Annotated in this window: 7 protein-coding genes; 5 read left to right on the top strand and 2 right to left on the bottom strand. The window is 66.0% G+C overall.

Annotation, left to right across the window (positions count from 1 at the left end; genetic code table 11):
- The coding region (locus B3873_RS11365) for a metallophosphoesterase (RefSeq protein WP_286866102.1) at positions 1-842 on the top strand (842 nt) is incomplete at its 5' end.
- A gap of 6 nt (positions 843-848) precedes the next feature.
- Here B3873_RS11365 and B3873_RS11360 read toward each other — a convergent pair.
- Complete coding sequence (locus B3873_RS11360; RefSeq protein WP_209534275.1) at positions 849-1,805, bottom strand: GlxA family transcriptional regulator; 957 nt, start codon at positions 1,803-1,805, stop codon at positions 849-851.
- Between the two features lie 101 nt (positions 1,806-1,906).
- On the opposite strand from B3873_RS11360, the gene B3873_RS11355 reads away from it, so the two are divergent.
- From B3873_RS11355 to B3873_RS11340, 4 genes are all read left to right on the top strand, one after another.
- Positions 1,907-3,154, top strand: a complete 1,248-nt coding sequence (locus tag B3873_RS11355) for an MFS transporter (protein WP_286866098.1) — start codon at positions 1,907-1,909, stop codon at positions 3,152-3,154.
- A gap of 58 nt (positions 3,155-3,212) precedes the next feature.
- Positions 3,213-3,812, top strand: coding sequence for a TetR/AcrR family transcriptional regulator (locus B3873_RS11350; protein WP_286866096.1), 600 nt, complete (start codon positions 3,213-3,215; stop codon positions 3,810-3,812).
- An 84-nt stretch (positions 3,813-3,896) separates the two neighbouring features.
- Positions 3,897-4,925 (top strand): NADP-dependent oxidoreductase, encoded by a 1,029-nt coding sequence (locus tag B3873_RS11345; RefSeq protein ID WP_039786989.1) that lies wholly within the window; start codon positions 3,897-3,899, stop codon positions 4,923-4,925.
- Between the two features lie 95 nt (positions 4,926-5,020).
- The gene (locus B3873_RS11340) at positions 5,021-6,031 is read left to right on the top strand and encodes an LLM class flavin-dependent oxidoreductase (protein WP_286866094.1); all 1,011 of its coding nucleotides are present in this window, start codon (positions 5,021-5,023) and stop codon (positions 6,029-6,031) included.
- 97 nt (positions 6,032-6,128) lie between these two features.
- Here B3873_RS11340 and B3873_RS11335 read toward each other — a convergent pair.
- Positions 6,129-6,897, bottom strand: a 769-nt coding sequence (locus B3873_RS11335) for a GntR family transcriptional regulator (RefSeq protein WP_286866093.1), incomplete at its 5' end; no start/stop codon positions are given.

Genomic DNA, 6,897 nt, shown 5'->3' with positions numbered 1-6,897 from the left:
TGCCGCCCATCCAGCAGCACGAGATGGTGGAACTGAGCGCCTGGCTGGTGCTGGCCCTCACCGCAGCGGCCACGGTCATCGGCTATCTCAACGCCCGCCGTACCGCTGCCGTGGTGGAAGTCAGCGTGCCCATCGCCAACCTGCCCGCAGCGCTGGAGGGCTTCACCATCGTCCAGATCAGCGACATCCACGTCGGCCCCACCATCAAGGCACCGTATCTGCAAGCCATCGTCGACAAGGTCAACGCCCTGCAGCCCGACGTAGTGGCCATCACCGGCGACCTGGTCGATGGCAGCGTGCGCCAGCTGGCCCCGCACACCGCGCCGCTGGCGCAACTGCGGGCGCGGCATGGTGCCTACTTCGTCACCGGCAATCACGAGTACTACTCCAATGCCCACGAATGGATCGATGAAGTCCGTCGCCTGGGTGTGACCGTGCTGATGAATGAACACGTGGTCCTGCGCCATGAAGGGGCGGGTCTGGTGCTGGCCGGGGTGACGGACTACACCGCCCATCATTTCGACGAAGCCCATCGCAGCGATCCGCACGCCGCCATTGCCGATGCGCCCACCGGCCATCCGCGCGTGCTGCTGGCGCACCAGCCGCGCAGCGCCACGGCCGCCGTCGAGGCCGGTTTCGACCTGCAACTGTCGGGCCATACGCATGGCGGACAATTTTTCCCGTGGAATTTCTTCGTGCCGCTGCAACAGCCTTATGTGGCCGGGCTCAAGCGCCTGCAAGGCTTGTGGATCTACGTCAGCCGCGGCACCGGCTACTGGGGCCCGCCCAAGCGGCTGCTGGCCCCGTCCGAAATCACGCGCGTGCGCCTGACCACCGGCTGAACCGAGTCACTCCTCGTCCAGCCGCGCCAGCCGCCGCATGGCTTGCGGCGGTTGGCCGAACAGCCGCAGGCAGGCGCGCCGCATGCGCTCGGCATCGCCAAAGCCGGTGGCGCGGGCGATGCTCTCCAGGCTGTCCTGTGATTGTTCGATGCGCAGCCGCGCCGCTTCCGCGCGCATCTGTTCGATGGCGCGCGCCGGGGTCTGGCCGGTCTCGGCCGCAAAGCTGCGGTCAAACTGGCGGCGACTGAGACAGGCCACTTCGGCCAGCGTGTCGACGGTCACTTCCTGATGCAGATGCGCGCGCGCAAAACTGAGTGCGCGGCGGATGCGCTCCGAGCCCCCATCCATTTCCTGCAAGGCCGAGAATTGCGACTGTCCGCCCGGACGGCGGTGATACACCACCAGTTCGCGCGCCACCGATTTGGCCAGTTCCGCGCCGTGATCCTCCTCGATCAACGCCAGCGCCAGGTCGATCCCGGCGGAAATCCCGGCCGAGGTCCACACCTTGCCATCGCAGGAATAGATGCGGTCGCTGTCCACCTTTACCTGCGGATGCATCTGCTGCAGCTTGGCCGCCATGCGCCAGTGCGTGGTGGCGCGCTTGCCATCGAGCAGTCCGGCGGCCGCCAGCACGAAGGCCCCGGTGCATACACCGGCGATGCGGCGCGAACGGCTGGCTGCGCGCAGGATGTAGCGACGCAGTGCATCGGACACCAGCCCCTCGCGCGGCGCACCGCCCCCCGCCACCACCAGCGTATCGAAACTGGCGCGGCCAATGCGCTCGGTCTGGATCATCGCCCCGGCCGAACTGCGGATCAGGCCGCCCGGCTCGGAGTACAGCGTGATCCGGTAGAGCGCGCGTCCACTCACGCGGTTGGCGGCGTCGAAGGCCGACAGCGGGCCGGTGAAGTCGAGCATGCTGCAATCGGCAAAAATGAGGAAGGCGATGTCGCGCGCGGGCATGGTGCAGAAAACGTCAAATGGCTGGCAATGCCGGAATTATGGCATTCAAGCCATGAGGCTGCACGCCACACTGCAAGGCCTGATCCCTACTGGAGCCTGCCTTGTCCACGCTATCCACTCATCCCGCCACCCTCCCCGTCAGGCCGTCAGCGCATCGCTGGAAGGTCCTCGCTGCAGGCGTTGCCGCCAATGCCAGTTTCTCGGCCGTGTTCTCCGGGATCCCCGTGACTTCGCTGGTGCTGCGCAGCGACTATCACCTGAGCAATGTGCAATTGGGCCTGGCGCTCGGGTTGCTCAGTCTGGGCGTGGCCTTGGGCGAACTGCCCTGGGGCGTGCTGACCGATCGCCTGGGGGACCGCAAGGTGCTGCTGGCCGGACTATTGGGGACCAGCGCCGCGCTGTGCCTGTTGATGGCGATGGCGCGGCCGGGGCAGGGCGGTTCGGCCTTCGTGTGGCTGTGCGTTGGTCTCACGCTGGCAGGATTGCTCGGCGGCAGTGTCAACGGTGCCAGCGGACGCGCCATCATGGCCTGGTTCGCCGAGGGCGAGCGGGGACTCGCCATGAGCATCCGCCAGACGGCAGTGCCGCTCGGTGGCGGCATCGGCGCCTTGCTCTTGCCCACGCTGGCTGCGCGAGCCGGCTTCGGTGCGGTATATGGCTTCCTGATGGCCCTGTGCCTGGCCAGCGTCGCGCTGGTGTTGCTGTGGCTGCGCGAGCCGCACAAGGCAGCGCACGCGCACGCGGCAACCCCGGTTGCGATGCCGGCCCTGCGCAGTCCGCTGGTCTGGCGGCTGGCACTGGGCACCGGCCTCTTGTGCGCGCCCCAGGTGGCGCTGATCAGCTTCGGCGGCATCTTCCTGCATGAAGTGGGGCAGGCCGGCCTGCTCCTCATCAGCGTGTTGCTGACGCTGGTGCAAGTGGGCGCAGCGGTGGCGCGCATTGCCAGTGGCCGCTGGACGGACACGCACGGCCAGCGCCGTCCTTATCTGCGCGCTTGCGCATTGGGCAGTGCGCTGCTGTTCCTGCTGCTGGGCGTGTCTTCGATCAGTGGGCTCTCCATCTCGCTGCAATGGCTGGGCGGCGTGCTGGTGGTGGCGGGCGTGGTGGTCTCCGCATGGCATGGCGTGGCCTATACCGAGCTGGCGGTGGCTGCGGGTCCGGCACAGGTTGGCACTGCGCTGGGGCTGGGCAACAGCTGCGTGTTCGGCGTCTTCTTCCTCACCGCCCAGGCCATTCCGCTGCTGCTGCAATGGCACGGCTGGCCCGCCGTGTGGATAGTCACGGCAGCGGTGGCCTTGCTGGTGTGGCCGCTGTTTCCACCTGCGCGCAAGGCACCGGCATCACGCTGATCCGGCGAAAAAGACCGGTCTTAGACGACCGGTCTAATTTTCCGTTAGAATGGGCCGCATGCGAGAACACTACGACCACAACAAGCGCCACATCCTGCAAGCCGGCCATGCGCTCATTGCGCAGAAGGGCTACACCGGCGTCGGTCTGGCCGAGATCCTGGCGGCGGCGCAGATTCCCAAGGGTTCCTTCTATCACTACTTCGGATCGAAGGAACAATATGGCCGCGAACTGATCGAGCATTATGTGGCCGGCTACCTGGACCGGCTGGATCACGTCCTGTCCGACCGCAGCCAGGGCGGCAGCGCCCGCGAGCGCCTGCTGACCTACTGGGGTTGCTGGCTGGAAAGCCAGTGCTGCGAAGAAGCCGAGCAGCGCTGCCTGGTGGTCAAGCTCTCCGCCGAAGTGGCCGATCTCTCCGACGACATGCGCCAGGTATTGCACGGCGGCACGCAGCGTTTCATCGAACGCATCGCCACCTGCATCGAGGAAGGCATCGCCGAGGGCTCGCTGCACACCGTGCTGCAACCGCTGGCCACGGCCACCATGCTGTACCAGCAGTGGCTGGGTGCCAGCCTGCTGTCCAAGCTGGGCCGTGACCGCGCACCGATGGAAGCGGCCATGCTGGTCACGCGGCACGTGCTGGTCGCACCGCAGTAATCAAGCCAGATCAGGCCAGATCAGGCCAGAAAGATTCGATGGCGCGCCGCGCCTCTCAATGAACCGAATACGGAAAGGATTTCCATGACTCAATTGCCCAAGACCAACCGCCGCATCGTCCTCGCCTCGCGTCCCGCTGCCGCTCCCACTGCCGAAAATTTCCGCCTGGAAGAAGTGGCCATTCCGGAAGTACAGGAAGGCCAGATGCTGCTGCGCGGTGAATGGCTCTCGCTGGACCCCTACATGCGCGGCCGCATGAGCGACGCGCCTTCCTACGCACCGCCGGTGGAAATCGATGGCGTCATGACCGGCGGCGTGGTGTCGCGCGTGGTCAGCTCGCGCCATCCCGATTTCAAGGAAGGCGACCTGGTCATGGCCTATACCGGCTGGCAGGAATACGCCATCTCCGACGGCAGCGGTGCCAACAAGCTGCCCGCCGATTTCGCCCATCCCTCGCATGCGCTGGGCGTGCTCGGCATGCCCGGCTACACCGCCTACGCCGGCCTGATCGACATCGGCCAGCCGCGCGCCGGTGAAACCGTGGTCGTGGCCGCCGCTACCGGTGCGGTCGGTTCGCTGGTCGGCCAGATTGCCAAGCAGCGTGGCTGCCACGTGGTCGGTATTGCCGGTGGCGCGCAGAAGTGCGAATCGGCAGTCAAGGAACTGGGCTTCGATGCCTGTATCGACCACCGTGCGCCTGACTTTGCCGAGCAACTGAAAGCGGCTTGCCCGCGCGGCATCGACGTGTATTTCGAAAACGTCGGCGGTGCCGTGCTCGACGCCGTCATCCCGCTGCTCAACATCCATGCCCGCGTGCCGGTGTGCGGCCTGATCGCCCACTACAACGGCGGCGGCCTGGCCACCGAGAGCAGCGCCATCCTGCGCCGCCTGCTGACCCAGCGCATCCGCGTACAGGGCTTCATCATCTTCGACTACTACGTCAATCGTCCCGACCTGTATGCGGCCTTCCAGAAGGAAGTCGGCACCTGGCTCAAGGAAGGCAAGCTGCACTACCGCGAAGACGTGGTGCAAGGCTTGGAGAAGGCCCCTGAAGCCTTCATGGGCCTGCTGCAAGGCAAGAACTTCGGCAAGCTGGTGGTGAAGCTGGACTGAGTCCGCTCACCGACCACAGCACGCCTTTTCCGGGGAAGCTACCCGGCCACCGGCACGGCCTGCGAAGGTCGTGCCGATTCGACAAGGATTCCTGCATGATTCCGTTTTCCGTCCTCGATCTGTCGCCGATCAACCAGGGCAGCACCGCCGCCCAGGCCTTCAACAACAGCAAGGAACTGGCACAGCGCGCCGAGGCCCTGGGCTACAAACGCTACTGGCTGGCCGAGCACCACAACATGCCCGGCATCGCCAGCGCGGCCACGTCCCTGGTGATCTCGCATGTGGCGGCCAACACCAAAACCATCCGCGTCGGCTCGGGCGGCATCATGCTGCCCAACCACTCGCCGCTGGTCATCGCCGAGCAGTTCGGCACGCTGGAGTCGCTCTACCCCGGCCGCATCGACCTGGGCCTGGGCCGCGCGCCGGGTTCCGACCAGCGCACCGCGCGCGCCCTGCGCCGCCACATGGGCGGGGATACGGCAGACAACTTCCCGCAGGACGTCATCGAACTGCAGGAATATTTCGACGAGCCCTCGGACTACCAGAACCTGCGCGCCGTCCCGGGCAGCGGTCTCAAAGTGCCGATCTGGCTGTTGGGTTCCAGCATGTTCAGCGCGCAGCTGGCGGCAGAACTGGGTTTGCCGTTTGCCTTCGCGTCGCACTTTGCGCCGGGCTTCATGAAGTCGGCGGTGCAGATCTACCGCGAGCGCTTCAAGCCCTCGGCCACCTTGAAGAAGCCTTACGTGATGCTGGCCCTGAACGTCTTCGCCGCCGATACCCAGCGCGAAGCCGAGCGCCTCTTCACCTCGCTGCAGCAGCAGTTCCTCAATCTCATCCGGGGTACACCCGGCCAGCTGCGCCCGCCGGTGGATGACATCGATGCCCTGTGGCAGCCCGGTGAACAGGCCCACGTTGAGCGCTCGCTGTCCTGCGCCGTGGTCGGTGACCGCGAGACCGTAGAAGAGGGCCTGCAAGCCTTCATCGATGAACATGCGCTCGATGAGCTCATCATCACCGCGCAGATCTACGATCACGCGGCGCGCCTGCACTCCTTCGAGATTGCAGCACAAGCGCGCGAGGCATTGAAGGAATCGGTCACGATCTGATCGACGGTTTGCACGTAAAAATGGCGGCAGGGACTTCAGTCCTTGCCGCCATTTTTTTCATCCCTACAAAGCGATGCAGGTGATGCGGGTGATGACCTTATTCCATCCCCAGCATCCGCGCCAGGCTGTTGCCGCTTTTTTCGCTCACCAGGTGAATGTGTTCCTCCAGCGAGACCAGATGCGCTTCCATGGCCGCCACCGCACCCTCGCTGTCGCCGCGCTCGATCAGGTCGACGATATGGGTGTGTTCATCATGCTCGCAGGCCGCATATCCGGCCGGCTCATGCAGCGCCACGATCAGCGAGCAGCGTGACACCAGTTCGCCCAGATAGCGCTGCAGCGTGGCATTGCGCGACAGCTCGGCTACCCGCATGTGGAAGGACGAGGCCAGGCGCGCCCAGTGGGTCTGCGCATAGCTGTGCATGACCTGGTGCTCTTCCTTCAGCTGGCGGCGCAGCTTGGCCAGGTCGGCGCGCGTCGCATTGCGCACGGCCAGCCGCATGATGGCGCCTTCCAGTGCGCGCCGTGCCTCGAAGATCTCACGGGTCTCTTCCGGTGTCGGCATGGCCACCACCGCACCGCGATTGGGCCGCAACTCCACGATGTGTTCGTGCGCCAGTTTCTGCAGCGCCTTCTGCACCACCGTGCGCCCCACGCCGAACAGTTCGCACAGGGCCGCCTCCGGCAGCTTGGTGCCGGGGGTGAGGCGCTGGCTCATCACGCTGTCGAAGACGGTCTGGTAGATGCGCACGATGATGTCCTCGCCCGCTTCGCCTTCCAGTACCAGGGGCGCGGTATCGGCCAGGTCGTCGTGCCGCACGCGCGGACGGCCGGCGCGGCTCTGGCGGGCCGGTGCCGCTGCCGGT

This window comes from Herbaspirillum sp. UBA812 (assembly GCF_002296545.1).
Lineage (GTDB): Bacteria > Pseudomonadota > Gammaproteobacteria > Burkholderiales > Burkholderiaceae_D > Herbaspirillum > Herbaspirillum huttiense.
The sequence above is the reverse complement of the archived record's forward strand: the minus strand, read 5'-3'. Positions and strand labels throughout refer to the sequence as shown.